Annotated in this window: 20 protein-coding genes and 1 riboswitch; of the genes, 9 read left to right on the top strand and 11 right to left on the bottom strand. The window is 73.8% G+C overall.

Going from position 1 to position 26,475, the window contains the following annotated elements; genetic code table 11:
- Window positions 1-58 precede the first annotated feature (58 nt).
- Window positions 59-1,018: an ABC transporter substrate-binding protein gene (locus ACGFSC_RS31855; protein WP_359898320.1), complete on the top strand. Its 960-nt coding sequence runs from the start codon at window positions 59-61 to the stop codon at window positions 1,016-1,018.
- A gap of 161 nt (window positions 1,019-1,179) precedes the next feature.
- Here ACGFSC_RS31855 and ACGFSC_RS31850 read toward each other — a convergent pair whose 3' ends face one another.
- Window positions 1,180-1,599, bottom strand: coding sequence for a MarR family transcriptional regulator (locus ACGFSC_RS31850; protein WP_359898321.1), 420 nt, complete (start codon window positions 1,597-1,599; stop codon window positions 1,180-1,182).
- A 69-nt stretch (window positions 1,600-1,668) separates the two neighbouring features.
- Here ACGFSC_RS31850 and ACGFSC_RS31845 point away from each other — a divergent pair, with 69 nt between their 5' ends.
- A complete protein-coding gene (locus tag ACGFSC_RS31845) occupies window positions 1,669-2,520 on the top strand; it encodes an SDR family oxidoreductase (RefSeq protein ID WP_359898322.1) in 852 nt (283 codons plus the stop codon).
- Between the two features lie 15 nt (window positions 2,521-2,535).
- On the opposite strand, the gene ACGFSC_RS31840 is transcribed toward ACGFSC_RS31845, so the two are convergent.
- The gene (locus ACGFSC_RS31840; RefSeq protein WP_359898323.1) at window positions 2,536-3,306 is read right to left on the bottom strand and encodes an adenosylcobinamide amidohydrolase; all 771 of its coding nucleotides are present in this window, start codon (window positions 3,304-3,306) and stop codon (window positions 2,536-2,538) included.
- Window positions 3,307-3,574: 268 nt separating this feature from the next.
- Complete coding sequence (metE, locus tag ACGFSC_RS31835; protein WP_359898324.1) at window positions 3,575-5,890, bottom strand: 5-methyltetrahydropteroyltriglutamate--homocysteine S-methyltransferase; 2,316 nt, start codon at window positions 5,888-5,890, stop codon at window positions 3,575-3,577.
- 155 nt (window positions 5,891-6,045) lie between these two features.
- A riboswitch (cobalamin riboswitch) is annotated at window positions 6,046-6,275 on the bottom strand.
- A 115-nt stretch (window positions 6,276-6,390) separates the two neighbouring features.
- On the opposite strand from metE, the gene cobF reads away from it, so the two are divergent.
- Window positions 6,391-7,149, top strand: a complete 759-nt coding sequence (cobF, locus tag ACGFSC_RS31830; RefSeq protein ID WP_359898325.1) for a precorrin-6A synthase (deacetylating) — start codon at window positions 6,391-6,393, stop codon at window positions 7,147-7,149.
- 372 nt (window positions 7,150-7,521) lie between these two features.
- On the opposite strand, the gene ACGFSC_RS31825 is transcribed toward cobF, so the two are convergent.
- From ACGFSC_RS31825 to ACGFSC_RS31805, 5 genes are all read right to left on the bottom strand, one after another.
- On the bottom strand, window positions 7,522-7,974 hold the full coding sequence (locus ACGFSC_RS31825) for a MarR family transcriptional regulator (RefSeq protein WP_359898326.1): 453 nt from the start codon (window positions 7,972-7,974) through the stop codon (window positions 7,522-7,524).
- A complete protein-coding gene (locus ACGFSC_RS31820; RefSeq protein WP_359898327.1) occupies window positions 7,974-9,437 on the bottom strand; it encodes an MFS transporter in 1,464 nt (487 codons plus the stop codon). Before ACGFSC_RS31820 ends, ACGFSC_RS31825 begins: the two co-directional genes overlap by 1 nt.
- A gap of 152 nt (window positions 9,438-9,589) precedes the next feature.
- Window positions 9,590-9,946: a zinc ribbon domain-containing protein YjdM gene (locus ACGFSC_RS31815; RefSeq protein WP_359898328.1), complete on the bottom strand. Its 357-nt coding sequence runs from the start codon at window positions 9,944-9,946 to the stop codon at window positions 9,590-9,592.
- Between the two features lie 158 nt (window positions 9,947-10,104).
- A complete protein-coding gene (locus tag ACGFSC_RS31810) occupies window positions 10,105-12,237 on the bottom strand; it encodes an AAA family ATPase (RefSeq protein ID WP_359898329.1) in 2,133 nt (710 codons plus the stop codon).
- Between the two features lie 117 nt (window positions 12,238-12,354).
- Window positions 12,355-13,974, bottom strand: a complete 1,620-nt coding sequence (locus ACGFSC_RS31805; RefSeq protein ID WP_359898330.1) for an ADP-ribosyltransferase domain-containing protein — start codon at window positions 13,972-13,974, stop codon at window positions 12,355-12,357.
- Between the two features lie 263 nt (window positions 13,975-14,237).
- Here ACGFSC_RS31805 and ACGFSC_RS31800 point away from each other — a divergent pair, with 263 nt between their 5' ends.
- A complete protein-coding gene (locus ACGFSC_RS31800) occupies window positions 14,238-14,924 on the top strand; it encodes a macro domain-containing protein (protein ID WP_359898331.1) in 687 nt (228 codons plus the stop codon).
- A 123-nt stretch (window positions 14,925-15,047) separates the two neighbouring features.
- On the opposite strand, the gene ACGFSC_RS31795 is transcribed toward ACGFSC_RS31800, so the two are convergent.
- Window positions 15,048-15,710 (bottom strand): TetR family transcriptional regulator, encoded by a 663-nt coding sequence (locus ACGFSC_RS31795; RefSeq protein WP_359898332.1) that lies wholly within the window; start codon window positions 15,708-15,710, stop codon window positions 15,048-15,050.
- Between the two features lie 98 nt (window positions 15,711-15,808).
- Here ACGFSC_RS31795 and ACGFSC_RS31790 point away from each other — a divergent pair, with 98 nt between their 5' ends.
- The 5 genes from ACGFSC_RS31790 (at window position 15,809) to ACGFSC_RS31770 (ending at window position 23,655) form a co-directional block, all read left to right on the top strand.
- A complete protein-coding gene (locus ACGFSC_RS31790; protein ID WP_359898333.1) occupies window positions 15,809-16,822 on the top strand; it encodes a zinc-binding dehydrogenase in 1,014 nt (337 codons plus the stop codon).
- A gap of 345 nt (window positions 16,823-17,167) precedes the next feature.
- Entirely contained in the window at window positions 17,168-19,984 is a 2,817-nt protein-coding gene (locus tag ACGFSC_RS31785; RefSeq protein WP_359898334.1) for a penicillin acylase family protein, read from the top strand.
- 273 nt (window positions 19,985-20,257) lie between these two features.
- On the top strand, window positions 20,258-20,809 hold the full coding sequence (locus ACGFSC_RS31780; RefSeq protein WP_359898343.1) for a YceI family protein: 552 nt from the start codon (window positions 20,258-20,260) through the stop codon (window positions 20,807-20,809).
- A 102-nt stretch (window positions 20,810-20,911) separates the two neighbouring features.
- Window positions 20,912-22,129, top strand: a complete 1,218-nt coding sequence (locus tag ACGFSC_RS31775) for a pyridoxal-phosphate dependent enzyme (RefSeq protein WP_359898335.1) — start codon at window positions 20,912-20,914, stop codon at window positions 22,127-22,129.
- Window positions 22,130-22,269: 140 nt separating this feature from the next.
- The gene (locus tag ACGFSC_RS31770; RefSeq protein WP_380356937.1) at window positions 22,270-23,655 is read left to right on the top strand and encodes a hypothetical protein; all 1,386 of its coding nucleotides are present in this window, start codon (window positions 22,270-22,272) and stop codon (window positions 23,653-23,655) included.
- Between the two features lie 78 nt (window positions 23,656-23,733).
- On the opposite strand, the gene ACGFSC_RS31765 is transcribed toward ACGFSC_RS31770, so the two are convergent.
- Together ACGFSC_RS31765 and ACGFSC_RS31760 are read right to left on the bottom strand one after the other, a co-directional pair.
- Window positions 23,734-24,789 carry an NADP-dependent oxidoreductase gene (locus ACGFSC_RS31765; protein ID WP_359898336.1) on the bottom strand — a complete coding sequence of 352 codons (1,056 nt, stop codon included), beginning with the start codon at window positions 24,787-24,789 and terminating at the stop codon, window positions 23,734-23,736.
- Window positions 24,786-26,450, bottom strand: coding sequence for an NAD(P)/FAD-dependent oxidoreductase (locus ACGFSC_RS31760; RefSeq protein ID WP_359898345.1), 1,665 nt, complete (start codon window positions 26,448-26,450; stop codon window positions 24,786-24,788). Before ACGFSC_RS31760 ends, ACGFSC_RS31765 begins: the two co-directional genes overlap by 4 nt.
- Window positions 26,451-26,475: the final 25 nt, after the last annotated feature.

The raw sequence follows: 26,475 nt of genomic DNA, 5'->3' as shown, positions 1-26,475 counted from the left end.
TTAGGCTAACCTCAGAAAAACGGTTCGTCCGTAAACTACCATTCCTCGGAGAACACCCATGCTTGGCACCCGCTTTACCAAGACGCTGCTCGGAACGGCCGTCGTCGGCGCCCTCGCCCTGGGCCTGACCGCGTGCGGCTCCTCGGGTTCCGGCAGCTCCGCGGGTGGCTCCGACTCGTCCTCCACCGCCGCGAAGGGCGGCAAGCGCAGCATCGACACCGCCTTCGGCGCCGTGGAGGTCCCGGCCGAGGCCAAGAAGGTCGTCGCCCTCAACGACACCTCGCTGGACACCGCCCTCGCACTCGGCGTCACCCCGGTGGGCACCAGCGCCAGCCGCGGCGGCACCACTGCCCCCGCCTACCTGAAGGCCGACGCCGTCCCGCTGGTCGCCACGGTCAAGGAGCCCAACATCGAGGCCATCCTCAAGGCCGGCCCCGACCTCATCCTGGCCTCCTCGGGCATCGAGAAGTCCCAGTACGAGAAGCTCTCCGCGGTGGCCCCGACCATCGTCCCCAAGGCCAGCGACTGGCGCTCGGTGCTCGCCGTGTACGGCGACGCCCTCGGCCGCAAGGACGACCTGACCGCCAAGCTGGACGCGCTGGACAAGCGCGCCGCCAAGGCCGGCGAGGGCAAGGCCGGCAGCGCCGTCGTGATGCGCTGGATGCCCAACGGGCCGATCGTGATGAACACCACCAACATGCCCGGCGACCTGCTGAAGAAGGCCGGCGCCGGCACCATGCCGATCGCCGACGGCCTGGGCGCCCAGCCCCACTCGGACCCGCTGTCCCTGGAGAACCTCAACAAGGCCGACGCCGACCGGGTGTTCGTCGCCACCCTGAACGCCGAGGGCGAGAAGGCCCTGGAGACCGCCCGCAAGCAGGAGGCGTTCACCCGCCTCAAGGCCGTCGGCACCAACCAGCTCATGGGCGTCGACGGCCAGGTGTGGAGCAGCAGCTCCGGCCCGATCGCGGCGGAGAAGGTCGTCGAGGACATCGAGAAGGCCTTCGGCGCGAAGTAGTCGCCGCGGCCGGGGAATTACCCCCCCCCCCGAGCATTCCGAAGGGCCGTCGTCGCAGCGCATGCGGTGACGGCCCTTCCGGCGGTTCCTGCCGGCGGCGCGGGCGAGCGGCAACGCGTTGTGAACGGCGGACCCCCGGGCAGTCGCCCGGGGGTCCGCCGTCATGCCTCCAGGACCAGCCGCAGGAGTTCGCGCAGCGCCCCGCGCTGCTCGGCGTCGAGCCGGGCCAGCGGGTCGCCGGCGAAGGGCATGCGGGCGCGCAGATCGGCGGCGACCTCGCGGCCGGCGGCGGTGGCGGCGACGTGCTTGACGCGACGGTCGGCGGGGTCGACGCTGCGCTCGACCAGGCCGCGGGACTCCAGGCGGTCGACGATCACCGTCACATTGGACGGCTCCGCGTGCAGCCGCTCGGCGATCCGGCGCGTCGGGACCGGGGCCTCGGCGGCGAGCAGCGCCTTGGCCTGCAGCGCGGTCAGGTCGTGGGCCGCCGCGGCCGCCTCGGACTCCCGGCCGTAGCGGCGGTTGACGGCCGCGAAGAGTCCGACGATCTCCTGGGTGAGGTCATCCGGTGGGTGGGACATGACCACCAGACTATCCAGGTGCTTGACAAAGTGAAATGTCAGCCCACATAGTTATGGATCATATTGGTTATGATCCATAAGCACTGGGAGTCCAGCGAGATGAGCGACCGGACCGTCCTGATCACCGGCACCTCCTCCGGCATCGGCCTGGCCACCGCCGTCGCCGCCGCCCGCGCCGGCTGGCACGTCATCGCCACCATGCGCAACACCGCCAAGGCCGGCCCGCTGCTGGCGGCCGCCGAGGAGGCCGGGGTCACCGTCGACCTCCGGACGCTCGACGTCACCCACCCCGCGTCGGTCGAGGCCTGCCTGGCCGGCGTCGACCGGCTGGACGCGCTGGTCAACAACGCCGGCGCGGGCCACATCGGCACCCTGGAGCAGGAGAGCGTCGACGACGTCCGCGCCGTCATGGAGGTCAACTTCTTCGGGGTGCTGCACGTCACGAAGGCCGCCCTGCCCCTGCTGCGGGCGAGCAAGGGCCGCGTGCTGACCGTGACCAGCGTCGGCGGCGTGGTCGGCCAGCCCTTCAACGAGGCCTACTGCGCCGCCAAGTTCGCGGTCGAGGGCTACATGGAGTCCCTCGCCCCGGTCGCGGCCACCGCCGGCGTCTCCGTCAGCGTCGTCGAGCCGGGCGCGGTGGCCAGCGAGTTCGTCAGCAACGTGGGCCTGACGGACGACGCGGCCGAACAGGCCGGGCCGTACGCCCCCGCACTGGCCGCCTACCTGGACCGCACCCGCGGCGCCTTCGCCAACGCCCAGGCGGCCGAGGACGTGGCCGCCGGGATCCTCGACCTGCTCGCCGCCGAGCGTCCCGCCTTCCGGATGCTCACCTCCGACGCCGCCCGGGCCTTCGCCGGGGTCAAGCTCAAGGACCTCGACGGCTCGGCCGTCCAGGGCCTCACCTCCGGCTGGGTCGCATAGGGCCCGGCCCGTCGATCACCGGGGCAGGAGGCCCGCGACCGGCACGGTGGCCGGCCGGGTTCCGCGGACGTCCGCGACGCGGCAGCCGGGCACCGCCAGCGGATGCGGCTCCGGCTCCCCGCGGGCCCGGCGCTCGCGGTCGAGCTCGGCACCGGCCCGCACCGCCCGGTACACCGCCCGGGCCAGCCGCGCCCCCCACAGCGAACGCGGGCCGCCGAAGGGGTCGGCGGGGGCGTCGGAGGACGCGGCGCGCACGGCCACGCAGACCGCGTCGGATGGGGTGCCCGAGCAGTCGTAGCCGGCGTCCAGCAGGGCCTGGACCTTGGCCTCGGTCGCGGTGGCCAGCAGGTTGACCAGTCCGGCGTCCGCGACCGCGGCCGGCACCACGGCCAGGATGTTGATCGTGCCGGGCCGGTACTCGGCCGGCGCCGCGGCGGGGTCGGCCGCCCAGAGCGCGACACCGATCCCGGTGGTCACCAGCGCGGTGACACCGCCGTCCTCGGCCCGGGTGCAGTCGTCCACCGGGGCCGCCGTCATCAGCCCGACGCCCGGGCCCGTCAGCCCTTCCGCGGCGGCCAGTTCGGCCAGGTGCTCGGCCGGGTCCATTCGCGCATAGCCGGGCCGCACCTGGGCGTTGAGCACCCACCCGCGGCCCCCGAGCCCGCCGCCGAGCACCGCGCTGCTCACCATCCGCCAGCCGGGACCGGCCCGCCACACCAGCAGGTGGCGGCAGGCGCCGTCCTCGGTCCGTACCGTCCGCCCCACCCGTACCGCACCGTCGTCCACGCCCACTCCCCCTCCACCGGGTACGGCACCCCGGCCCGCCGGACGCGGTCCGTCCGCTCGCAGGTCCGACAGCCGGGGCCGGTCGGGGTGGCCGTTCGCTCGGCTGCGGCGCCGACCGGTCCGGGCGGCGGTTGCGAAGGTATCACCACGCCGGTTCGCGGGATTCGCAGGTTCACGGGGTGCGGATGGATCGATTCCCCAGCGAGCCGGATCACCGACCGGGACCGGGGTGGGCGCGGCAGCCTTGCCGCGCCCACCCCGGCCGCCGTCAGCCGGCCAGTTCCTCGCGCAGCAGGCGGGCGGCGCCGACCAGGCTCTCCAGCGAGGCCCGGGTCTCCGTCCAGCCGCGGGTCTTCAGCCCGCAGTCCGGGTTGACCCAGAGCCGCTCCGCCGGGATCGCCGCCAGGCCCGCGCGCAACAACGAGACGGCTTCGTCGGTACTGGGGACGCGCGGGGAGTGGATGTCCCAGACGCCGGGGCCGACCTCGCGCGGATAGCCCGCCTCGGCCAGCTCGCCGGCCACCTCCATGTGGGAGCGGGTGGCCTCCAGGGAGATGACGTCCGCGTCGAGTTCGTCGATCGCCGTCATGATCGCGCCGAACTCGGCGTAGCACATGTGGGTGTGGATCTGGGTGTCCGCGCGGACGCCGGAGGTGGCGAGGCGGAAGGCCTCGGTGGCCCAGGCCAGGTACGCCGGGCGGGCGGCGGCCCGCAGCGGGAGGGTCTCGCGCAGCGCCGGCTCGTCGACCTGCACGACGGCGGCGCCGGCCGCCTCCAGGTCGACGACCTCGTCGCGCAGGGCGAGGGCCACCTGCCGGGCGGTGTCGGCGAGCGGCTGGTCGTCGCGGACGAAGGACCAGGCGAGCATGGTGACCGGGCCGGTGAGCATGCCCTTGACCGGGCGGTCGGTCAGGCCCTGCGCGTAGCGGAACCAGTCGGTGGTCATCGGGTGCGGACGGGAGATGTCCCCGGCCAGCACCGGCGGGCGCACGTACCGGGTGCCGTACGACTGGACCCAGCCGTGCCGGGTGGCGAGGTAGCCGGTGAGCTGCTCGGCGAAGTACTGGACCATGTCGTTGCGCTCGGGCTCGCCGTGCACCAGGACGTCCAGCCCGGCCTTCTCCTGGTAGGCGACGACCTCGCGGACCTCCGCCTCCATCCGCTCCCGGTAGGCCGGGGCGTCGATCCGACCCGCCGTCAGATCGGCCCGGGCGGTGCGCAGTTCGGCGGTCTGGGGAAAGGAGCCGATGGTGGTGGTCGGCAGCAGCGGCAGCCCGAGCCGGGCGCGCTGGGCCTCGGCCCGCTGCGGGTACGCCTGGGCGCGCCGGGTGTCGTCGGCGGTGACGGCGGCGGCGCGGGCGCGCACCGCCGGGTCGCGGGTGATCGGGGAGTTGGCGCGGGAGGCGAGGTCGGCGCGGTTGGCGGCGAGCTCGGCGGTGATCGCGCCGGTGCCCTCGCGCAGGCCCCGGGCGAGCAGTGCCGCCTCGCCGGCCTTCTGTCGGGCGAAGGCCAGCCAGCGGGCGATCTGCGGGTCGATGTCGCGCTCCGCGGCGGCGTCGATCGGCACGTGCAGCAGCGAGCAGGACGGCGCCACGTCGACGGTGCCGGCGAGGCCGAGCAGGGTCGCCAGGGTCGCCAGTGACTTCTCCAGGTCGTTGATCCAGATGTTGCGCCCGTCGATCACCCCCGCCACCAGCCGCTTGCCGGGCAGGCCGCCGGCGGCGGCGAGGTCCTCCAGGTTGGCGGCGGCCGGGCCGGTGAAGTCCAGCGCCAGGCCCTCGACCGGGGCCTTGGCCAGCACCGGCAGCGCCTCGCCGAGCCGGTCGAAGTAGCTCGCGACCAGCAGCTTGGGCCGCTCGGTGAGACCGCCCAGCTCGCGGTAGGCGCGGGCGGCCGCGTTGAGCTCGGCCGGGGTGCGGTCCTGCACCAGCGCGGGCTCGTCCAGCTGCACCCACGCGGCGCCGGCGGCACGCAACTCGGCCAGCAGCCGGGCGTAGACGGGCAGCAGCCGGTCCAGCAGGGTGATCGGCTGGAAGTCGGCGGCCACCCCGGGCGCCGGCTTGGCGAGCAGCAGGTAGCTGACCGGCCCGACCAGCACCGGCCGGGCGGCGTGGCCGAGCAGCAGCGCCTCGCGCAGCTCGCCGACCGCCTTGGCCGGGTTCGCGGCGAACACCGTGTCCGGGCCCAACTCAGGTACCAGGTAGTGGTAGTTGGTGTCGAACCACTTGGTCATCTCCAACGGGGCGACGTCCTGGTTGCCGCGCGCCATCGCGAAGTACCCGGCCAGCGGGTCGGCGTCGACCGCCTCCCGGTGCCGCGGCGGGATCGCGCCGACCGCCACCGTGGTGTCCAGCACGTGGTCGTAGAGCGAGAAGTCGCCGGTCGGCACCTCCGCGACCCCCGCCTCGACGAGCTGCGCCCAGTTCGTCCGACGCAGGTCGGCGGCGGTCGCCAGCAGCGCCTCGGCCGCGACCGCGCCCCTCCAGTACCCCTCGATCGCCTTCTTCAATTCACGGCCCCGGCCCTGACGGGGGTATCCGTGGGCGGTGGCGACGCTCGCCGCGGCTGCGGACTTCGTGGTCAAGGGACTCTCCTTCGCGAGTCTGGATCCTCAAGTGCCCGGTGACGGCACGAGGACGCGAAGGGATGACGGACCGGACGGACGACCGCACCCGTGCGCGGCTCCGCCCGATGTGGTCGCCGACCCGCCCACGAGGTCACCGGATGGCCGCGCGCGAACGCTCGCGCACGGGCAGTGGCAGGTCTTCGGACTCGCGGGCACACCCACCTCGGCCGAAACCGGGGCGGACACCTACTGGCCGTCGCTTCCCAGACCCGTCCCGGGTCCAGTGCGTATGACGGCGGTCGTTCCCACTCACCGCTGCGGGGCAGTCCCGGATTCCCACCGGGTTCCCTCTTGCGACGCACCTGCCTGGCGGACAGGGCGAACCAGCTGCACCGCCAGCTTAGGGGCAAACCGTCGGCGTCGAGGCGGAAATCTCGCAAGGCGTCCGCGTGGTGAGACGCGGGCTCCGCGCCCGGCCCCGGGCGGCGCACCCGGGGGCGAACGGCAGAATGGCTCCCATGCGGCACATCTTCGTCATCGGCATCGGCGCGGGCGACCCCGACCACCTCACCCTGCAGGCGGTCAAGGCGATCGGTCGCACCGACGTCTTCTTCATCCTCGACAAGAGCGAGGAACGGCAGGACCTGATCGCGCTGCGTCGCCGGATGCTGGCCGACCACGGACGGCCCGGGCACCGCGTGGTCGCGGCGCCGGACGCCGAACGGGACCGCGCCACCCCCGCGTACGCGGCCGCCGTGGACGACTGGCGCGTCCGCCGCGCCGATCTGGTCGAACGGCTGGTCGCCGAGCACCTCGGCCCGGGCGAGAACGGCGCCTTCCTGGTCTGGGGCGACCCCGCCCTCTACGACAGCGTCATCGCCGTGGTGGACGACGTGTCGAACCGGGGCGGCGTGCCCTTCGCGTACGAGGTGGTCCCGGGCATCAGCAGCGTCTCCGCGCTCGCCGCCCGGCACCGCACCACATTGACCCGGGTCGGCCGGCCGGTGCAGATCACCACCGGCCGCCGCCTCGCCGAGGGTTTCCCCGAGGGGGTGGACGACGTGGTGGTGATGCTCGACGGCCGGGCCGCCTTCGCCGGGATCGACCCCGAGGGGCTGGAGATCCACTACGGCGCCTACCTCGGCACCCCCGACGAGGTGCTCGTCTCCGGTCCGCTCGCCGAGGCCGCCCCGCGCATCCGCGAGCTGCGTGAGCGGGCCCGGGAGCGCAAGGGCTGGATCATGGACACCTACCTGCTGCGACGCTCGGACGGCTGACCCGACGCCTGCCGGAAGTCCGACGGCCGGCCGGCACGCCCGGCGCCCGGCGATCCGGGCGTCGCCGACGGCGATGGCGATGGCGATGGCGGAACAGTTCCCGAACAGCCCGCACGATCGGCGTGCGGGCCTGCGGAGAACGGAGACTGACGGACCGTCAAGGGCAGTGGGTCCCGGCGGTCGGCAACACGGCAGCACGGCAGCACGGCAGCACGGCAGCACGGCGGAACGGCGGAACGGCGGAACGGCGGCGGAACGGGAACAGCGGCCCGGACTCATGCGTGCCCGTCTCCGTCCTCGCGGAGAACACGGACCACCCGCGACCGGTGTCCCGACTCCCGGATCCACGCCCGCCGCGTCGGGCGGCAGCCCTCAGTCCAGGAGCTTCGCCACCACCCGGTCGAGCGCGCGGAGGTCCTCCGGCGGCAGCGCGAGCAGCGCGTCCGGCGGCGTGGCGAGGATCCCGGTGGCGAGCGCGGCCTTGGCCTCGCCCTCCTCGGTGAGGTGGACCAGCTTGGAGCGCCGGTCCGCCGGGTTGGTGATGCGCTCGGCGAGCCCGCGCCGCACCAGGTCGTCCACGATGACGCTGGTGTACGGCGGGTCGGCGGTCAGCCGCTCGGCCAGCTCCCGCAGGGTGATCGGGCCGGCGGCGAGCCGGCGCAGCGCCCGGACCCGGCTGAAGCTCATGCCGAGGGCTTCGGCGACGGTCCTGCGGCGGTCGTGGCGCTCCAGCACGAGCGCGTACATCCCCTGCCAGACCCGGGCCGCCGTCGCGGCGTCCGTCCCGCTCCCCTCCGGGTGCCCACCGGTGTCGAGGCGCTCCATCAGGCGTCCACCGTCTCCTTCGTCTCCGTGCTTCCCTCGGCCGCCTCCTCGGCGGCGAGCCGCCGCGCCGTGCGCTCGGCCGTCGCCCGGGCCCAGCGGCCGGAAGTGAGCGTACCGGTGACCAGCACGGCGGCGCCGCAGCCGGCGATGATCCACCATGCCGTCCGGGCCGCCCCGGTGAAGGCCGCCGGGTCCGCGAGGGCGCTGCCGGCCATCAGCGCGCCGGTGACCGCGACGCCCAGGGACTGGCCGACCTGTCGGCTGGTGGAGGCCACCGCCGCCGCCACCCCGGCCTGCGAGCGGGGCATCCCGGAGACGGCGGTGTTGGTGATGGGCGCGTTGACCAGGCCGAAGCCGGTGCCGAAGAGCAGGAAGGCGAGGACCAGCAGCCAGGTCGGCAGGTGCTCGGAGTAGCCGACCGCCTGGAGCACGGCGCTCGCGGTCAGTGCCGCCCCGGCCAGCAGCAGCGGCGTGCGCGGCCCCCGGGCGGCCACCATCCGGCCGGACAGCGGCGCGGTGAGCAGCGACATGACCGCCATCGGCAGCATGAACAGTCCGGCGTGCAGCGGGTCGAGCCCGCGGACGTCCTGGAGGTACAGGGAGGTGAGGAAGAGGAAGCCGCCGAGGCCGGCGAAGGCGGCGACCGCGATGACGGTGGCGCCGGAGAAGGGCGCGGAGCGGAAGAACCGCAGGTCGATCAGCGGGTCGGTGCGCCGGGGTTCGTACCGCAGCAGGCCCAGCAGCGCGCCCAGGGAGGCCGCCGCGCAGCCGAGCACCACGGGCGAGGTCCAGCCGCGCTCCGGCGACTCGATGATCGCGTAGGTGAGGGCGGCGAGCACGACGACGACCAGCAGTTGGCCGACCGGGTCCACCCGGCGGGTGCGGGCCGCCCGCGACTCCGGCACGTAGCGGGTGGTGAGGAAGAGCGCGGCCAGGCCGATCGGGACGTTGATCCAGAAGATCGCCCGCCAGCCGGCCGACTCCACCAGCGCCCCGCCGATGATCGGCCCGGCGGCCATGCTGATGCCCACCACGCCGCTCCAGACGCCGATCGCCCGGGCGCGCTGCCGGGAGTCGGTGAAGGTGTTGCTGATGATCGACATGGCGACGGGGTTGAGCATCGATCCGCCGACCGCCTGGAGCATCCGCGCCGCGATCAGCCAGCCGAGCCCGGGGGCCAGGCTGCACAGCAGGGAGGCCGCGGTGAACACCACCAGTCCGATCCGGAACACCCGGCGGCGGCCGATCCGGTCGGCGGTCGAGCCGGAGAGCATCAGCAGGCTCGCCAGCACCAGGGTGTAGGCGTCGACCGTCCACTGCAGGCCGGACACCGTGGTGTCCAGGTCGCGCCGGACGGCGGGCAGGGCCACGTTCAGGATGGTGTTGTCGAGGCTGACGATCAGCAGGCTCATGCAGCAGATGGCGAGCACGAGCCAGGGCCGCGGTCGAGCGGCATCGGGCATGACGAACGCTCCAGAGTTAGTTGTATTGTTGTAATCATTGTGATGCTACAACTAATCCGGGCGGCGACTCCACCCCCGACCGGCCCTGGACAGCGCGACGGCCGCGCCCCGCCGATCTCCTCGACGGGGCGCGGCCGCTGGGGGCCCGCGGATCAGGCCTTCTTGACCACGCCGGACTTGAGCTGCATGGCGCCGAAGCCCTCGATGCGGCAGTCGATGTCGTGCCCGTCGACGCCGTCCACCAGGCGGATGTTGCGGACCTTGGTGCCGGCCTTGATGCCGGAGACGCTGCCCTTGACCTTCAGCGCCTTGACCACCGTCACGGTGTCGCCGTCGCTCAGCACGTTGCCGACGGCGTCCTTGATCACGCGCTCGCCGGCCGGCACGCCGGCCTGGTCACCGCCGCCGGGCACCCACTCGTGGGCGCACTCGGGGCAGACCATGAGGGCGTTCATCTCATAGGTGTACTCACTGGAGCACTGCGGACACGGGGGAAGGTTGTCGCTCATGTGTTCAGGATATCCAGCTGTCCGGAGCTGGTCCGGGCACGAGTGAGGAGGTCAGCAGGGGTGCCGGCACCGGTCGGCCGCCGCTTCCGATGGGCACGGGGTCATGGCCGGCGGCCGCGTCCGCCCGGCCTTCCCCGCCCGCCTCCGCCGCCGGGCCGTCACCCGCCCAGCGGCGCGGGCAGCGGACGGGAGTGCAGGACGTCCAGCCGGGAGACCGCCCGCGTCACCACCACGTACAGCCGGTGCAGGCCGCGCGCCTCGGCCTCCACGATGGCGGCCGGCTCCAGCACCACCACGTGGTCGTACTCCAGCCCCTTCACCAGCGAGGCCGGCAGCACCGTCACCCGCGCAGTGGTGCCGACCTGTTCGGCCGCCCCGGTCGGGATACCCGCCGCGAGCAGCGCCTCGGCGGCCTCCGCCACCGCGCCGTCCGCCGCGATCACCGCGATCGAGCCCTCGCGCTCCAGCGCGGCCCGCACCGCCGCGACCGCCGCTCCGCCCAGGCCGCCCCCGGCCACCCGCCGCACCGTCAGCTCCCCGTCCTGCCGCAGCGACACGGCCGGCGGCACGTCCACGTCCAGCGCGCCCAGCAGGGTGTTGGCGAGGGCCGTCACGGCGGCCGGGACCCGGAAGCCGGTGGTCAGCGGCACCACCGCGGCCTGCGGCTTGCCCAGGTGGGCGAGCTGCTCGGGCCAGCTTCGGGCGGCCCACGGGGCGGTCGCCTGGGCGAGGTCGCCGAGGACGGTCAGGGAGCCGAAGGCGCTGCGGCGGGCGATCGCCCGGCACTGCATCGGGGAGAGGTCCTGGGCCTCGTCCACCACGACGTGGCCGAAGCCGGCCGGGCGCTCGATCAGGCCGGCCACCTCGTCCAGCAGCATCAGGTCGTGCTCGGACCACTTGGCGCTCTTCGCCGAGCGCGGCGGCCGGCGCCACAGGATCGCCGCCTGCTCCTCGGGGCCGAGCACCCCGTCGGCGGCCTCGGCCAGCAGGGCGGAGTCGCTCAGCAGCGCGGCGACCACGGCCTCCGGGCGCAGATTCGGCCAGGCCGCCTCCAGGAAGGCGGCCACCGGCCCGCAGCGGCCGATCTTCCGCGACCAGGCGCCGGACCGGACGCCGGTCCGCCGCTCGGCCTGGTCCTGGAGCATCGCCACCACCCGGGTGCGCAGGCTCTCCCGTCCGATCGCGTACGGCGGCGCCTGCTCGCGCAGTTCGGCGACCGTCCGTTCCAGCCGCTCCGGGGGCACCCGCCACCGGTAGGAGCCGTCCGGTACGACCAGCGGCTCCGGGCCCGTCGCCCGGATGCGGCCGTACAGCGCCCGGCGCAGCACCGTCGCCATTCGCGCGTCCTGCTTGACCGCGGCGGCCCGCCCGTCGTCCACGGCGGCGACCGGCCGGGTGGCGACCAGGTCCTCGACGGTGCGCTGGGTGACGTCGATCTCGCCGAGCGCGGGGAGCACCTCGGCGATGTAGCGCAGGAAGGTCCGGTTGGGGCCGATGACCAGCAGGCCGCCGCGCTGGATCCGCTGCGGGAAGCTGTACAGCAGGTACGCGGCGCGGTGCAGCCCGACCGCGGTCTTGCCGCTGCCGGGCGCGCCCTGCACGCAGACCGACTCGCTCAGCTCGCCCCGCACCAGCACGTCCTGTTCGGGCTGGATGGTGGCGACGATGTCCCGCATCGGGCCGGTGCGGGGCCGCTCGATCTCGGCGGCCAGAATGCCGCCGGCACCACCCGCGCCACCGTCCGCCGCGCCACCGTCCGCCGCGCCGTCGCCCGCCGCGACGCCCACCGCCGGGCCGTGCCCGCCGTCCGCGCCGAGGGGTTCGTCCTCCAGCCCGGTCAGCTCCTCCGGCGCGCCCAGGCTCCACGGCGCCCAGCCGAACCGGCGGCGCCGCGCGAGCCCGAGCGGGGCGTGGGCGCTCGCCCGGTAGAACGCCCGGGAGACCGGGGCCCGCCAGTCGACCACCAGCGGCGGCACCGTCGGGTCCTCGGAGATCCGCCGGCGGCCCACGTAGTAGTGCTGCCGCCGGTGCTCCCCGGCCTCCGCGGTGTCGGCGAAGTCGAGGCGGCCGAAGAAGGACGGGCTCTCCGGCAGCTCCTTCATCCGCTTGGCGCGGGTGCGCAGGTATCGGCCGAGCGCCTCCGCGCTGGCACCGTCACCGGAGACGTCCTCCGCGGCGACGACCTGGTGGCCCGCGTCCTCGACCTGCCGGGCCATCGCGACCCGGCAGACCTCGACGTAGGCCCGCTCCCGTTCCAGTTCGCCGTCCAGGTTCCGGATTTTCGAGGTCATCGTTCGCGCCCCTTCCCGCACAACGGGCTCGTCCGCCGTTCGGAGTCCAGCATAACTTAACTCAGTAAAAATACTGACTTGGTTGCTGCTCCAGGGGGCGGCTTCGGCCCGGGCGCCTCAGGACACCAGGGGCGCCTCCTCCAGCTCGGTCAGCGTCACGGTGCACAGGCCGCCGCGCTCCGCCCGGACGTCGGTGACCTCCAACTGCGTGCCGGGCAGCAGGATGAACTCCTCCTCGCCGGTGAACGCCGAGAAGTTCCTGATGCCGGCGGCCCGCACCGGACGCACCTCGAACAGCGTCCGCTTGCCCCAGCTGCCCAGGAAGGACCGCGCGACCCCGAGCTCGGAGGTGCAGGAGGAGACGCCCCACCACGTCACCGTCCTCCCGAGCGGGTACTGCCGCCGCAGGTCCAGCGAGACCCCGCGCCACAGCGGCGCGGTGCGGACGGGCAGCCGCGACACCGCCGCGAACAGCAGCCGCAGGTACGGCAGGTAGGGCACCAGCCGGCTGCGGTCCGGCGAGCGCAGCACCGCGTTGATCTCCCGGTAGAACGCGGACTCGCAGGTGTACAGGTACAGCGCGGCGATCTCGTCGGCGGACAGGCCGGTGGCCGCCTCGTCCGCCCGCCGCTTGCCGAAGTCGTGCGACAGCGACACGTGCCGGTCCAGGCCGCGCAGCAGCTCGGCGACCGGCGACACCGCCTCCCGGAAGCCCGTCGGCGGGGTGTCGAACACACCGGTGATCGCCGGCAGGACGAGGCCCTCGTCCTTCACCCCGGCGAGTCGGTCCAGATAGAGCTGGTGCAGCTCCATGGTGGAGGCGATGAAGGCACCCATCCGCTCGGCGACCCCGGCCTCCGCCCCGCCGCCCTGCGCCGACGGCGCGTTCCACCCCGTGCTGGGCAGCCAGTCGACCTCGTCGGCACCGAGCGAGGCCAGGGCGGCGTTCACCGTGGCGAAGTGCTCGCCGTCGCAGAAGATGTCGCCCTGGGCCGCCGGGTTGGCGTGGTCGATGTGGCGGACCTCGACCTCGGGGTACTTCTCCTGCAGCCGCAGCACGACGTTCTTCAGGCTGCGGGCGTGCGCGCCCCACCAGGCGAAGACCACGTAGCGGTCCTCCTCGGCGGCCCGCTGCTTGGCGCGGAGGATCTCCTCGACGATCCGCTCGGCGACCGGCCGCCAGAACCCGGTGTGCTCGTCCGGCCCCATCGCGCCGTCGCTGCTCGCGGTGAGCGCCGCGTTCAGCAGCAGCACGCCCTGGGTGAGCATCGCCTGGAACCACTCCGGCGGCTGGACCGTCTCCTGCTTCTTCAGCAGCGCCCGTATGTCGGCGATCGGCGTCTTCTTGGGGATGCCGTACTTCCACATCGCCGCGGCCTTGATCAGGCAGCGGATGCTGATCACCCGGCCGAACTGGCTGTCCTTCCAGTCGTGGAAGGTGTTGTCGAACATCGCGATGCCGGTGGCGCTCTCCGGCCGCGGGTACGGGTTCTGGCCGAAGACGACGACCTTCCACCGGTGCGGCGCGTGCGGCTTGAGCGCCTGGAAGGTCAGCTCGCGGACCGGGACGACCTCCGGGCCGCGGCCCGGGCCGATGAACGAGGCCGCACCGGGCTGCGCCTCGATCACCGGCTTCAGCAGCGGCAGCCACGGCTCGCCGCCGCCGGTGAAGAGGTCGGCGAGGGCGAGCGGGTCGTTCGGGTCGGGCTGGGTGGCGGGGGTGTCGACAGCGCTCATGGTGGTGCGACTCCGGCTGGTCGGGACCGTACGAATGTCAGACGAACGGCAGGTGATGGACCGTCAGCTTCCCTGGCGGACACCACAGTCCTACCAGCAGGGTCCGACAGTCCGGCCCGCGCCGACCGGCCGCCGACCGGCGCGGGCGAGGTGCCGACGGGGTGCCGACGGGGCCCGGACGGATTGTCAGTGCCGGGCGCTAGCTTCGTCGGTGTCACCAAGGAACCGGCCCACCGGGCACCCCCGACCGACAGGAGCCCAGCATGACCACGGACCGCACCGAGCCGCCGCTCAAGGTGGTGCTGACCGACCTCAACGCGACGGTCGTGGAGTCCTGGCGGGCGGCCTTCGCCGACGTCCCCGGGATCGACATCCGGCACGCCTCGCTGCTCACCGCGAAGGCGGACGCCTGGGTCAGCCCCACCAACTCCCGCGGCCGGATGGACGGCGGGACGGACGCCGCGATCAAGCGCCACCTGGGCGCGGGCATCCAGCTGCGGGTCCAGAAGGCGATCCGCGAGCAGCACGCCGGCAGCCTCCCGGTCGGCAGCGCGGTCTGCGTCCCGTCCGGCGCCGTCAACCCGGCGTTCCTGATATCGGCCCCGACCATGCGGACCTCCTCGCAGAACGTCAGCGAGACCTTGAACGTCGCCCTGGCCTGCGCCGCCGCCTTCCAGGCCGTCCACCGGCAGAACCGGCTGCGACCGGGCTCGATCCGGTCCGTCGCCCTGGTCGGCATGGGCGCCGCGACGGGCAAGGTCCCGCCCCGGGTCTGCGCCAACCTGATGTGGTCCGGCTACACCCTCTTCAACGACCACCACTTCGAGGACGACGACGACCTGCGCGCCACCGTCCTGGCCCAGTTGGACGACCTCGAAAAGGCGCCCGCCACCGAGCGGGTGCGCATCGTGCCGCCCGCACGCCGCGGTTCGCCCGCCCGCCGGGGCTGACCCCACTCCGGAGCGGGCCACCCGCACCGCCGCCCGCCACCCACCGCCGCACGGCCGCCGTGCGGCGGTGCCGACTCCGCCCCGCTCTCCCCCGGCCGCCCGCCCCGCCCGTCCCGCGCGCCCTCAGCCCGCCGTGAGCGCCAGCCGGATCCAGCGCTCGGACTCGGCGACCGCCAGCCCCACGTCGAAGACCTTCGGAGCGGCCGCAGCCTGCACCACCAGCCCCTTGAGCAGCCCCACGAAGGCCAGCGCGAAGGCGCCCGGGTCCACGCCGGGGCGCAGCTCGCCGTCCCGCTGCCCCTGCCCGACCACCTCGGCCGCCCACTCCCGGGTCCGGGCGTCCAGCTCCGCCACCGCGGCGGTCAGCTCCGAGGCCCCGGCGAGCGCCTCCGCGCCCAGCACCACGAAGGCCCGGCCCAGGTCGGTCGGGTTGCGCACGCCCTCCAGACAGCCGCGCGCGAACCCGCACAGCTCGTCCACAGCGCCCGCCCCGCTGCGCTCCGGCGCGGCCGCCGCCATCGCCTCGGCCAGCGCCGCCTCCTGGAGCCGGGCGAGCAGTGCGGCCTTCGACCCGAAGTAGTGGGTGGCCAGGCCCCGGCTGAAGCCCGCCTCCTCCCCCACCCCGGCCAGCGTGACCCCGGTGCTGCCGTGCTCGGCGATCAGCCGGGCGGCGGCGGCGATCAGCGCGGACTCGGCCCGGGCCCGCCGTTCGGCCTGGGTGCGGCGCGCGGGCGCCTCCCGGAGCGTCCCGGGTCCGCCGGTTCGGCCCTCATCGTGCGTAGACATGCCACCATGCTACGGTGAACTTGCTTGTTGGATAACAAGTAACTTCCGGAGCGGCGGACACTCCCCGGCCCGCCGCCCCCGCGAGAAGGGAAGTCCTGATGACCGCCACGATGCTCGCCGGCCGGCTCGACGTCGCCAAGGGCGCCTTCGCCGTGGAGGAGGTCCCCGTCCCGGCGCCCGGTCCGGGCGAGGTGCTGATCAAGGTCGAGGCCGCCGGCGTCTGCCTCTCCGACGTCCACCTGATCGAGGGCATGCTCAAGCCGCTCTTCCTCAAGGGCGACAAGGTCACCCTCGGCCACGAGGTCGCGGGCACCGTGCACACCCTCGGCGAGGGCGTGACCACCGCGGCCGTCGGCGACCGGGTGCTGCTGCAGGCCGGCGAGAACCGCGACGGCGTCGTGCACACCCGCGGCGTGGACTACGACGGCGGCTGGGCCGAGTACGCGCTCGCCACCGCCACCACCCTGGTGCCCATTCCGGACGAACTCCCCTTCGAGCAGGCCTGCTTCATCCCCGACGCGGTCTCCACCCCCTGGGCCGCCATCACCGCCACCGGCGCCGTGCGGCCCGCCGAGGCGGTCGGCGTCTGGGGCGTCGGCGGCCTCGGCGCCCACGGCGTGCAGCTGCTGCGGGCCATCGGCGCCTTCCCGATCGTCGCCGTCGACCCGCTGCCGGCCGCCCGTGAGCGCGCCCTGGCCTTCGGCGCCGACGCGGCCCTCGACCCGACCGACCCCGCGTTCGCCCAGCTGCTGCGCGAGGCCACCGGCGGCCGCCCGCTGTCCGCCGCCTTCGACTTCGCCGGGGTCGCCCCGGTGCGCGAGCAGGCCATGGCCGCCCTGGGCGAGCACGGCCGCCTGGTGCTGGTCGGCCTCACCGACAAGCCGCTGACCGTCACCAACGGCACCCTGGTCAGCTACCTGCGCCAGCAGATCCGCGGCCACTACGGCTCCGAGGGCCAGGACGTCGTCGACCTGGTCAACCTGGTCCGCGGCGGCCGGCTCGACTTCTCCCGCTCGGTGAGCGGCACCTTCCCGCTGGCCGAGGCGGCCCGCGCGGTGGAGGCGCTGGAGCGCAAGGAGGGCAACCCGATCCGCCTGGTGCTCAAGCCCTGACCCGGCCCCGCCGACCCGGCGCCGCACCTCCGGACTGAGCCCGGCGGGTGCGGCGCCGCCTTTCCCCGGCCGCTCCACCGCCGGGACCCGCGGCACCGGGCCCGGCACCGTCGCCGCCACCTCGGCCGGCTCCCGGGACAGCACCGCCCGCACACCCCGACCCCGCGCCTCGATCCCGAAGCCCGGCCTCGCACCTCGACCCCGCAACCCGCAACCCGCAACCCGCAACCCGAACGCCCCAACTCCGCGCCCCCGCACAGAAAATGGCATGCACGCCACTAGCCAACCGGCCAGTAGCACCCCTACCGTCGACTCTTCCGTGAGACTTCGACGGAGGAGTCCGCCTTGCGTTCACGCCAGCGCCCCCGCCCCCGCTCCCTCCGACTCCCGGCCGCCGCCCTCGCCTCGGCCCTGCTCGTCACCGCCGCCCTGACCACCAGCCCCACCGCCACCGCCGCCCCCACCCCGGCGACGACCGCCGCCGCCGACGACTACTGCGGCGGCCACTGCGCCGACATCCTGCCGCCCGGCGAGAACGGCAACGCCACCCTCGCCGACATCCTGCTCAACCGGGCCTTCGGCACCCGCCCCGCGCACACCGACGACCAGCTCGGCCCCTACGCCGCCCTCGCCTCCGGCTACCCCGGCCTGACCGAGGCCAAGCTGCGCGACTTCTTCAACGACGCCTCCTTCGGCGTCCCCGCCGACCAGGTGGCGAGCACCACCAGCCCGCGCCCGGACGTCACCATCGTGCGCGACAAGGCCACCGGCGTCCCGCACATCTCCGGGACCACCCGCTACGGCACCGAGTTCGGCGCGGGCTACGCCGCCGCCCAGGACCGCCTCTGGGTGATGGACCTCTTCCGGCACGTCGGCCGCGGCCAGTTGTCCGGCTTCGCGGGCGGCGCCGCCGCCAACCGCCAGCTGGAGCAGACCTTCTGGCAGGCCGCGCCGTACACCGAGGCGGAGCTGCAGCAGCAGATCGACGCCATCGCCGCCCGCGGCGGCCGGGCCACCCAGGCACTCGCCGACGCCAACGCCTACCTCGACGGCATCAACCAGTACGCCAAGGAGTCCTACAACGCCCGCACCTTCCCCGGCGAGTACGACCTCACCGGGCACATCGACCCGATCACCAACGCCGGCTCGATCGAGCCGTTCAAGCTGACCGACCTGGTGGCCCTCGCCTCCGTGGTCGGCGCGCTGTTCGGCTCCGGCGGCGGAGGCGAACTGGCCTCCGCCCAGGTCAAGTCGGCCGCCGAGGCCCGGTACGGCAAGGACGCCGGGGACGCGGTCTGGAAGTCGCTGCGCGAGGCGGACGACCCGGAGGCCGTCCAGACCCTGCACGACGGGCAGAGCTTCCCGTACGCGACCGTCCCGGACCAGCCGCAGGGCGCGGCGCTGCCGGACCCCGGCTCGGTGGTGCCCGAGCGGGTCGTCTACGACGCCACCGGCTCGGGCAGCTCCGCCACCACCAAGGCGAACGGCGTCCTGCCCGGAAACCTGCTGACCGCCAAGCACGGCATGTCCAACGCCCTGCTGGTCTCCGGCGCGCACACCGACGACGGCCACCCGGTGGCCGTGTTCGGCCCGCAGACCGGCTACTTCGCCCCGCAGCTGCTGATGCTGGAGGAGATCCAGGGCCCCGGGATCAGCGCGCGCGGCGCCGCCTTCGCCGGCCTGAGCTTCTACGTGCAGCTCGGCCGCGGCCAGGACTACGCCTGGAGCGCGACCTCCGCCGGTCAGGACATCACCGACACCTACGCCGTCCCGCTCTGCACCACCGACGGCTCCCCGGTCACCACCGCCGCCAACTCCTACCTGTGGCACGGCCAGTGCCTGCCCTTCGACCGGCTGGAACGCAAGAACGCGTGGAAGCCCACCACCGCCGACTCCACCCCGGCCGGCTCCTACACCCTGGTGATGTACCGCTCCAGGTACGGCCTGGTCAGCGCCCGCGGCACCGTCGGCGGCGCGCCCGTCGCCTTCACCTCGCTGCGCTCCACCTACCGGCACGAGGCCGACTCCATCATCGGCTTCCAGGAGCTGAACGACCCGGGCGCGGTGCAGGGCGCGGCGGGCTTCCAGCGGGCCGCGCAGGACATCAACTACACCTTCAACTGGTTCTACGCCGACTCGCGCGACATCGCGTACTACAACTCCGGCAGCAACCCGGTCCGCGCCCCCGGGGTGGACCCGGGGCTGCCCGTCCAGGCCCAACCCTCCTACGAGTGGGCCGACTTCGACCCGGTCGCCAACACCGCCCGGTACACCCCGGCGGCCGAGCACCCGCAGTCCGTCAACCAGGACTACTACATCTCCTGGAACAACAAGCAGGCGAACGGCTTCACCTCGGCCGGTTTCGGCAACGGCTCGGTGCACCGCGGCAACCTGCTGGACGACCGGGTCAAGTCCCTGCTGAGGAACGGCGGCAGGGCGAGCCGGGTCTCGCTCACCCAGGCCATGGAGAGCGCCGCCCTGGCCGACCTGCGGGCCGAGGACGTGCTGCCCGACCTGATCCGCGTGCTGCGCAGCGCGCCCGTCACCGACCAGGCCGCCCTCACCGCCCTGCAGCAGCTGGAGGCCTGGCTCGCCAACGGCGCCCTGCGGAAGGAGACTTCGGCGGGCAGCCACGGCTACGCGGACGCCACCGCGATCCGGGTGATGGACGCCTGGTGGCCGCTGGTCGCCGAGGGCGTCATGCGGCCCGGCCTCGGTGACCCGCTGTTCGGCGCGCTGACCGGCGCCCTCCAGATCAACGAGTCCCCCTCGGGCGGGCAGACCGGCTCGGCCACCGGCCCGGTGAGCGCCAACGAGGCCATCCCGCACAAGGGTTCGGCCTTCCAGTACGGCTGGTGGAGCTATCTGGACAAGGACCTGCGCGCCGTCCTCGGCGACCAGGTGGCCGGCCCGCTGGCCCGGCCGTTCTGCGGCGGCGGCGACCTCGCGGCCTGCCGGACCGTCCTGCTGAACACCCTGAAGCAGGCCGCCGCCCAGACCTCCGCCCAGGTCTACCCGGGCGACGCGGACTGCTCGGCCGGCGACCAGTGGTGCGCCGACACGATCATCCAGCGACCGCTGGGCGGCGTGACGGACGACAGGACCACCTGGCAGAACCGCCCGACCTACCAGCAGGTGGTCCAGTTCCCGAGCCACCGCTGACCGACGCGGCCGGTGCCCCCGGCGAGGGGCACCGGCCGCCGGTCACTCCGCCGCGCCTCGTCCACCGCGTCGACCATCGCCCGTACGCCACTGTCCATCGCGACCCCCTCGCCCCTTCGCTCCTCCGGTGTACTCCGCGAGCCTTCCCACCCCGCCCCCCACTCAGACCCGACCCGACGCGCGGCCCGCGGGAACTGCCCCTAGCGTGGTCCGGGGACCGCCCGACCACCCCCGGGCCGAGACCCGGGCCCCGCACCAGGAGGCATGCCGACCATGACCGCCAACCTCTCCGAGCTCACCGGCGACTACGTCCTCGATCCCACCCACACCCGGATCGGCTTCGTCGCCCGCCACGCCATGGTGACCAAGGTCCGCGGCGCGTTCCACCGGTTCGAGGGCACCGCCCACCTCGACGGCGGCAACCCGTCCGGTTCCTCCGGCCAGGTGGTGATCAAGGCCGAGAGCATCGACACCGGCGTGGAGCAGCGCGACCAGCACCTGCGCACCAACGACTTCCTGGACGCGCCGAACTTCCCCGACATCACCTTCCGCTCCACCGCGGTCGAGGTGCGCTCCGGCACCGACTACCGGGTCACCGGGGACCTGACCATCAAGGACACCACCCGCCCGGTCACCATCGACTTCGAGTACACCGGCAACGTCGTCGACCCGTACGGCAACCTGCGGGTGGGCCTGGAGGGCTCGGTCACCATCAGCCGCAAGGAGTACGGCGTCACCTGGAACGCGGCGCTGGAGGGCGGCGGCGTCCTGGTCGGCGACAAGGTCGTCCTGGAGTTCGACATCTCGGCGGTCCGCCAGGGCTGACTCCTCCCCCGAACGGCCGGAACCGGTACCGCCACGAACGGGTTCCCGCCGCGGCCCGCCAACCGCCGGACCGCACGGCGGCCGCCCGGCTAGTCTCCTGGCATGTCAGCAGAAGACTCCCTCGCGACCGGCCAGCGCTCCCTCGGCGACCCCGCCCTCGACTACCCGCTCTGGCCGCCGCTCACCGCCGGCTGCCCGCGCACCGGCACCGAGGACGTCTCCTACCCCGTCGAGGTCGACTACGCCTACGACAAGGCCGACCCGGCGGGCCTGTTCGCCCCCGCCCCGGTGCGCGGCGGCCTGGAGCGCTGGGCTCCGCTGCTGCCCCCGCTGCTCGCACCGGGTCTGGGCGAGGGCGCCACCCCGACGGTGGAGATCGAGCCCGGGGTGTACGTCAAGGACGAGTCCCGCAACCCCACGTGGAGCCACAAGGACCGGCTGAACCGCTGCACCACCAGCGCGGCCGTGGGCGTCGGCGCGCCGGGCCTCGCGGTCGCCTCCTCCGGCAACCACGGCGCCTCGGCCGCCGCCTACGCCGCCCGCGCCGGACTGCGCTGCGTGGTGTTCACCGGCCCGGACCTGCCGCCGAACGTCGACGCCTTCCTCAACGCCTACGGCGCGGTGGTGCTCCCGGTGCCGTGGGAGGCCCGCTGGCCGCTGCTGCGCCAGGCGGTCGACCGGCTGGGCCTGCACCCGGTCAGCAACCTGACCACCACCCACACCGGGCACGCGTACGGCCCCGAGGGCTACAAGACCGTCGCGTACGAGATCTTCCAGGACGTCGGCCTGCCGAGCGCGGTGTTCGTCCCGACCGGCTACGGCGAGCTGCTGTTCGGCGTCTGGAAGGGCTTCACCGAGCTGCGCCGGCTGGGCCTGACCGACCGCGTTCCGCGCATCCACTCCTGCGAGACGGCCGCCTCCGGGCCGCTCGCCCTGGCGATCGCCGAGGGCCTGCCGGCCGCCCGGGTGACGGTCGGCCCGAGTGACGCGTACTCGATCGCCTCCCCGGTCAGCGGCTACCGGGGCGTGCTCGCCGTCCGGGAGAGCGGTGGCCGGGCGCTGACCGTGGACGACGCTCAACTCGCTGACGCCCAGCGGGAGCTGGCCCGGGCCGGGCTCTGGACGGAGCTGTCCTCGGCGGCCGGCCTGGCGGGGCTGCGCAGCCTCGGCGAGCCGGACCTCGCCGAGGGCCCGGTGGTCTGCGTGTCGACCTCCAGCGGCTTCAAGGACAAGGGCGTCGGCACCGGTCGGACCGAGCCGGTCGCCCCCGACTGGGAGGCGGTCGCCCGCCGCCTGCGCGCGGCCGGAATCACCGGCTGAGCCCGGTCCTTCACCGCCGCGAGGCCCGCTGTTCGCCCGCCCGCCCACGCTCGTAGGGTCTCCGTAGGGTCGGTGTTCGCCGAGCGCCAGCAGGCTTGCACTCTCCGTCAACTCCCGTCACCTGCCGAAGGGTAGCCACCGTGTCGCGTTCCCTCCGCCGCCTGCTGCCGCTCGCCGTCGCCGTCGCGGCGGTGCCCGTGCTCGCCCTGCCCGCCCTCCCGGCCGGCGCGGTCACGTACGGCACCCCGACGATCACCTTCTCGGCCGGATACCTGTCCGGCGCGGTCGGCGCCACCGGCGACCCGACCGTGACCGTGACGGTCGCCCAGTCCGGCGCCGCGGCCTCGGCGCTGACCGTCGCCGCCTCGGCCACCACCCGCAGCTCCGTGGCCCGCACCGGCGACGTCACGGTGACCGGCACCGGCGGCACCCGCACCCTGGCGGTCGCCGCCCAGGGCGTCGGCTACGCCGACCTCACCGTCAAGGTCACCGGCCTCGGCGGCAAGAGCGCCACCCGCACCCTGCACTACGCGGCCTCCCCCGCCGTGCAGTCCTCCGCCACCAGCCGCTACCTGACCGGCTCCAGCGACGCCTCGGCCGCCGTGGACGCGGGCGGCGGCTACATCGTGGTCGGCGACGACGAGTCCAACACCCTGCGCCTGTACGACCGCGACAACTCCGGTGCGCCGATCCGCACCTGGGACTTCAGCTCGGCCCTCGGCGTCTCCAAGGAGATCGACATCGAGGCCGCCACCCGGGTCGGGAACACCATCTACTGGACCGGCTCGCTGGGCAACAACAAGGACGGCGTGGTCAAGCCCGACCGGCACACCGTCTTCACCACCACCGTCACCGGCTCCGGCGCCGACACCCAGCTGTCCCTGGCCGGCTCCTACGACGGCCTGCGCGACGACCTGATCGGCTGGGACAACGCCCACGGCAAGCGCTACGGCTTCGCGGCCGGCGCCGCCGACGGTCAGGCGCCCAAGCAGATCGACGGGTTCAACGTCGAGGGCCTGGAGTTCGCCCCCGGCAGCACCAGCACCGCCTACATCGGCTTCCGCGCGCCGCTCACCCCGGCCGTCACCGGCGGCCGGGCGCTGCTCGTCCCGGTCACCAACCTCCCGTCCCTGCTGAACGGTTCGGCCGCGCACGCGACCTTCGGCGACCCGGTCGAGCTGGACCTCGGCGGGCTGTCCGTCCGTGACATCCGGCGCAACGACCTCGGCCAGTACCTGATCGTGGCCGGTTCCTGGGCCGCCGAGGACAACTCCGCCCCGTACGCGCTCTACCGCTGGAACGGTCAGCCCGGCTCCGCCCCGACCAAGCTGATCGACCTGCCGACCAGCGACTACGGCGCCTGGGAGGCCCTCCCGAACGTCCCGGACCTGGACGCCCCCGGCGCCCGCGCCCAGCTGATCACCGACGACGGCTCCGCCGACCTCTACAACGACGGCACCGCCGCCAAGGACCTCACCCACCCCGAGTGGAAGAAGTCCCGCAGCACCTGGTTCACCCTGAACTGACCGTCCCGCACCGGCCGCGCGCCGGGGCCCTTCGGCACATCCGCCGAAGGGCCCGCGGGCGTCCTGGAACGAACACGCTCAGAGTTCGACCAGCACCTTCCCCTTGCTCGCCGACCGGTCCCGGTAGAGGCCGCGGTAGGCCGCCGGGATGCTGTCGAACCCCCGGTGCACCGTCTCCTGGTAGGTCAGCTCCCCGCTGCGGACCAGCGCCCCGAGGTCCCGCCGCAGGGCGGCCCAGTTCTCCTCGGTGAACCACTCCAGCGAGAAGATGCCCCGGATCGTGGTGCGCGGGAACATGATCATCGGCAGCAGCCGCGGCCCCGCCCAGTCCCCGCCGACCTGGCTCCCCCACTGCCAGCAGACGGCCACCCGGCTCTCCACCGCGAGCATGCCGAAGACCACGTCGGTCAGCGTCCCGCCGAGGCTGTCGAAGTAGCGGTCGATGCCCCCGGGAGCCAGCTCGGCCAGCTCCTTCTCCAGCCGCTCCGGCGCGTCGCCGTCGCGGTACAGCAGCACCCCGTCGAAGCCCAGCTCCCACAGCCCCGCCGTCTTCTCCGGCGACGCCGTGGTCCCGATCACCCGTGCGCCCCGGTGCTTGGCCAGCTGTCCGACCAGCGAGCCGACCGCCCCGGAGGCGCCGCCGACGAGTACCGTCGCCCCGGGGCGCACGTCCAGGAACTTCTCGACCGTCCCCCAGGCCGTCATCCCGGGCCCGCCCAGGATGCCGAGCGCGGTGGACAGCGGCAGGTCCTCGTCGTAGTCGGCCGGGTCCAGCCGGCGGAAGGCCGGGAAGACCATCGGGAACGTCCCGGTCTGCCAGAGCCTGGGCGCGCCGTTGCTGACCAGGTGGCTGCGCCAGCCGCCGAAGCCCTGCACCAGGTCGCCCGCCGCGAAGCGCGCGGCGGGCCCGGCGTCCAGCACCTCCATGATCGAGTCCGCGCCCATGTGGTCGCCGATCGGCGTGTCCAGCGCGATGCCCTGGAGGTACGGGTCGACCGAGACGTACCGGGTGCGCAGCAGCATCTCGTCCGCCGCGAGCCGGACGTCCAGCTCCTCCACGACCTTCCGGTACATCCGCTCGACGTCCGGCACGCCGTCCACGTGCTCCCCGACGACCCACTTCTCGATCCTCACGAGGTGACTCCAAACTGGCGGTCGGCGGGGCCGACCGGTTCGATGAGCACGGTGGGCAGCGGTGCGCTGTCGTCCACCTCCGCGGTGAAGGGCTTGCCGTCGTCCCGGCAGATGAACTGGACGACGTGCCGGCCGGCCGCCGCCGCCCGGATCAGTCCGCCGGTGGTCGCCCAGACCCCGGAGAGGTAGAAGTTCGCCAGGCCGGGCAGCCCCGGGCCGTTGCGCTTGACCTCCTCCTCCAGCGTCTCGCCGCTCTCCACGAAGGGCTGCCAGCCCAGCACCGTCCCGTTGTAGTTGCCGGTGTAGCGGACCTGGGTGAGCGGGGTGGAGACGTCCTTGACGGCCACCGCCTCCCGGAGCCCGGGGTGGTGGCCGTCCAGGAACTCGACGATGGCGTCGCGCACCCGGCGCTTCTGCCGCTGGTACTCCCGTCCCCGGCCGACCGGCAGGGTGTGCAGTTCCTCGCCGCGCCGCACCCGGGGCTCCTGCTCCGGCCCGGTGCTCAGTTCCCGCCAGGGTTCGATGTCGCAGAAGTAGCTGGCGTACACCACGGTGGTGTCGGCGGGCGACAGTTCCGGGTAGTGGCGGCTGCGGAACTGGACGTTGATGCTCGGGTGCCGGATGCCGGTGAGCCGTTCGGCGACCTCGTCCTCCAGCAGGTAGGTGGTGCACGGGTCCCCGGCCGGGAAGGGCCGGCGCAGGCCGAGGAAGACGGTCACGTAGCCGGGGAAGACCATGCCCGGCTCGGTGATGGTCTGGGTGTACAGCCGGCGGTAGGTGTCGCTCAGGTAGCGGCCCTTGAGCAGGTCCATCATGGTGGTCCGGCCGTCGCAGGCGGCCACCACGATGTCGGCCCGCACCTCCTGGCCGTCGCTCAGCCGCACCCCCACCGCCCGGTCGCCCTCGATCAGGACCTCGGTCACCTTGGTGTTGTACGTGATCTCGCCGCCCAGCCGCAGGTAGCGCTGCTCGATCGAGTTGGCCAGCCCCAGCGAGCCGCCCTCCGGCACCCCCGCCGACTGGCCGGCGTGGCAGGCGAGCTGGAAGTAGTTGGGCAGCACCGGGAAGTTGGGGTGCTTCTCGTACAGGATGAAGTTGAAGGCCTCGCGCAGCAGCGGGCTCCTGAACTTCGCCGAGTAGTCGCTCATCAGCACCGTGATCGAGCGCCGGATCACGTTGAAGTACGGCAGGAAGGAGGCGAGCATCCGCGTCCGCTCCCACCGGCCCATCAGCCCGACCGGCTTGAGGAAGGGGTAACGGGCCAGCGCCAGACGGAACTTGCGCAGCCCCGCGCAGAACTGCCGGATCTGCCGGGCGTCCTCCGGGGCCAGTTCCAGCAGGTGGGCCTCCAGCCGGTCGGGGTCGGAGTAGAAGTAGACCGCCCCGCCGTCCCGGGTGCGCACCACGTTGAAGACGTCGAAGTTGCGCATCCGCTTGCCCTGCAGCGCGCCGAGTTCGAGCCAGATCTGGTGCATCTCGTTGCCCGGGCCGCTGCCCAGCAGCCAGCTGATGCAGCAGTCGAAGGTGAACTCCCCGCGGTCCCAGCCGGTGCAGCAGCCGCCGGGGATCTCGTGCATCTCCAGGATCCGGGTGCGGTAGCCGTTCATCCGCGCGAAGCAGCCGGTGGACAGGCCACCGAGCCCTCCGCCGATGATGACCATGCTCTGCCGGCCGCCGGTCGTCGTC

Origin of the sequence: Kitasatospora sp. NPDC048715 (assembly GCF_043198905.1) — a bacterium.
Taxonomy (GTDB): Bacteria; Actinomycetota; Actinomycetes; order Streptomycetales; family Streptomycetaceae; genus Kitasatospora; species Kitasatospora lactacystinica.
The sequence above is the reverse complement of the archived record's forward strand: the minus strand, read 5'-3'. Positions and strand labels throughout refer to the sequence as shown.